A 2,585-nucleotide genomic window follows, 5' to 3' on the forward strand; every position below is an offset into this window, starting at 1 on the left:
AAACACCGCGAACACTCCCTGGAGTCGGTGATGGACCACTTCACCTACTGCGTGGACCTGGTGGGCATCGACCACGTCGCCTTCGGCCCCGACACGATGTTCGGCGACCATGTGGGTGTGCACAAGACCTACGCCGGCAACTACGCCCAGAACCGCGACGCCGCGCCCGACCACCCGAGCGTCGCCTACGTGGACGGCCTGGAGAACCCGGCGGAGAACTTCACCAACATCGTCGGCTGGCTCGTCAAGCACGGCTACGGCGACGACGACATCAGCAAGGTCATTGGCGGGAACACACTCCGCGTGCTCGATCATGTCTGGTAGGACTTCGCCCCCCGGCGTCCTCGGACGCGGGGGGCACTCGGGCAGCGTGACGAAGGGAATCCACGATGGGCCGACGTGATACCGCGGCGCAGGCGGCGCTGCACGGCCTGCGAGCGTTGCTCCAGGAGAAGTTCCAGCCAGGAGACCGGCTGCCGACCGAGCAGGACCTCTCCGAGATGCTGGACGTGAGCCGTGGCACCGTCCGCGAGGCGCTGGGCGTCCTGGCCATCGAGGGCGCGGTGATCCGGCGCTGGGGAATCGGCACGTTCGTCGCCGGCACCCGCGACCTGGCGCCGCTGAGCATGTCGAAGATCCTCGCCTACCGTGACCGTATCCAGATGGCGGGGCACACGGCCGAACTGGTCACGTCGTCGTGCGACACCGTGCCGAGCCCGCCCGCGGCGGCCGAGGCGCTGGGCCTGCCGGCGCGGTCGCCCGTGTGGCAGGTGACACGGATCTTCAGCGTCGACGACGTGCGGGCCGCCTACATGCGGGACTACGTGCCGCTGAAGATCGGCACGAACGAGATCGACCCGAGCCCGATGCTCGGCATCGACACCGACCTGTTCACCTTCCTCGACCGGGGCGCCCTGCGCCCGGCCGCCCAGGTGATCACCGACCTCGAAGCCGTGCTCGCCTCCGATCAGGGGGCCGAGGCGTTGCGCGTCCCCGTGGGCTACCCCCTGGCCCGGACGCTGCAGACCGTTTTCGGACACGGCGATGTGCCGCTCGCCTACGGCGTCACCCTGCACCGCACCGACATCGTGCGAATCCGCATCACCCGCTGATCCGGCCGTTTCGGGAGGGAGCCGCCCCGCTTCGACGTGCGCGGGCTCTCAGTCGCGTACCGCGCGGGCGTACCAGCGGCCGTCGAGGTGGTCGACGCGCAGCGGCCGCCCGAAGCACTCCGAGAGGTTCTCCGCGGTCAGGATCTCCGCCACCGGACCACCCGCCTGGATCCGGGCGTCACGCATCAGCAGGGCGTGGGTCGTGGTGGCCGGGACCTCCTCCAGGTGATGGGTGACGGTGACCGTGGTCAGCACCGGACGGGTCGCCGCCAGGTCCTCCACGGCGGTGATCAGGTCCTCGCGGGCGGGCAGGTCGAGTCCGGCGAACGGCTCGTCCAGCAGCAGGATCACCGGGTCGGCCATCAGGGCCCTGGCGACACGGACACGAGCCCGCTCACCCTGGGAGCAGACGCGAAAGAGCCGGTCGGCGAGGTCCTTGCAGCCCATGTCCGCCAGCAGCTGGTGGGCGCGCTCGTGCTCGGCGGGTCCGTAGCGGTCCCAGAGCGGGACGCTGGACCCGGTGTAGCCGGTCAGGACCACGGTGTGCGCGGTGGCCCCCTCCTCCTCCAGCAGTTCCTCGTCGACGAGCCGCTGGCTGGCCGCGACGAGGCCGATGTGGCGGCGCAACTCCCGCAGGTCGACCCGGCCCAGCCGCTGGCCGAGCACGGTGACGGCCCCCTCGGTGGGATGCCGGACGGCGGCGGCCAGTGACAGCAGCGTGGTCTTGCCGGCCCCGTTGGGGCCCAGCACCACCCAGTGCTCTCCGTACCCGACCCGCCAGCCGATGCCGTCCAGCAGGGTCCGGCCGACCACCCGGACCCCGACGCCGCTCAGCTCCACCGCACCGGGCACAGGCTCACCCATCGATCTCCCCCTCCGCCTCGATTCGCGGCGCTCACTTTAACCGATCCGGCGATATTTCCCGATAAATCGCCTGAACGGGCCACTCAGCCCATCTGTACGGAAGGAGTGGGAACGGGGGTGATGGTCGTCCCCGAGGGGGCGGGAGCGGTGGGCGTCGGAGACGGGCTCTCCCCGTCACCGGTCTGCGGGATCTGGGTGAAGGAGGGCTTGGGGTTACTGGAGGCCGTCGGGCAATCCCTGTTCCTCCCCCTGCCCTTCGCGGTCGCATCCGCGCAGTCCTGCCGGTCGTCGCCGTCGTCGCCGTCGTCGGGCGAGCCGCCCGAGCCGCGCGGACGCTCCGGCGCCGGCTCCTCGCGGCCGTCACGGCCGTCGTGCCCTTCGTGACCGGTGACGGGCAGCGAGACGGTCCTGGTGGTGGTGATCTGGACCGTGGAGGGGGTGGCCGGAAGGACCGTCCGCGGCTTGCCCGCATGCGGCCGGGTGCCGCCGCGAAAGACCGAGCCGGAAGGCGTACCGTCGGCGGGCAGGACCAGCGGCCACCGGTGGTGATCGCGGTCTCCAGGTTGACCATCGCCAGGTCGGAGCGGCTGAGCACCTTGGCGATCGGGC

The 2,585-nt window shown here is 71.0% G+C and carries 4 protein-coding genes; 2 read left to right on the top strand and 2 right to left on the bottom strand.

All coding sequences use genetic code 11. The features are described 5' to 3' along the window. Positions 1-324: membrane dipeptidase (locus tag ABZ260_RS49820; RefSeq protein ID WP_355632644.1), on the top strand; the 324-nt coding region annotated here is incomplete at its 5' end. 65 nt (positions 325-389) lie between these two features. Then, the gene (locus tag ABZ260_RS49825; RefSeq protein WP_355632646.1) at positions 390-1,112 is read left to right on the top strand and encodes a GntR family transcriptional regulator; all 723 of its coding nucleotides are present in this window, start codon (positions 390-392) and stop codon (positions 1,110-1,112) included. Between the two features lie 48 nt (positions 1,113-1,160). Here ABZ260_RS49825 and ABZ260_RS49830 read toward each other — a convergent pair whose 3' ends face one another. Continuing rightward, positions 1,161-1,976 (bottom strand): ATP-binding cassette domain-containing protein, encoded by an 816-nt coding sequence (locus ABZ260_RS49830; RefSeq protein ID WP_355555555.1) that lies wholly within the window; start codon positions 1,974-1,976, stop codon positions 1,161-1,163. A gap of 83 nt (positions 1,977-2,059) precedes the next feature. Next, positions 2,060-2,585, bottom strand: a 526-nt coding sequence (locus ABZ260_RS49835; protein ID WP_355632649.1) for a hypothetical protein, incomplete at its 5' end; no start/stop codon positions are given.

Origin of the sequence: Streptosporangium sp. NPDC006013 (genome assembly GCF_040614275.1) — a bacterium.
Classification (GTDB): domain Bacteria; phylum Actinomycetota; class Actinomycetes; order Streptosporangiales; family Streptosporangiaceae; genus Streptosporangium.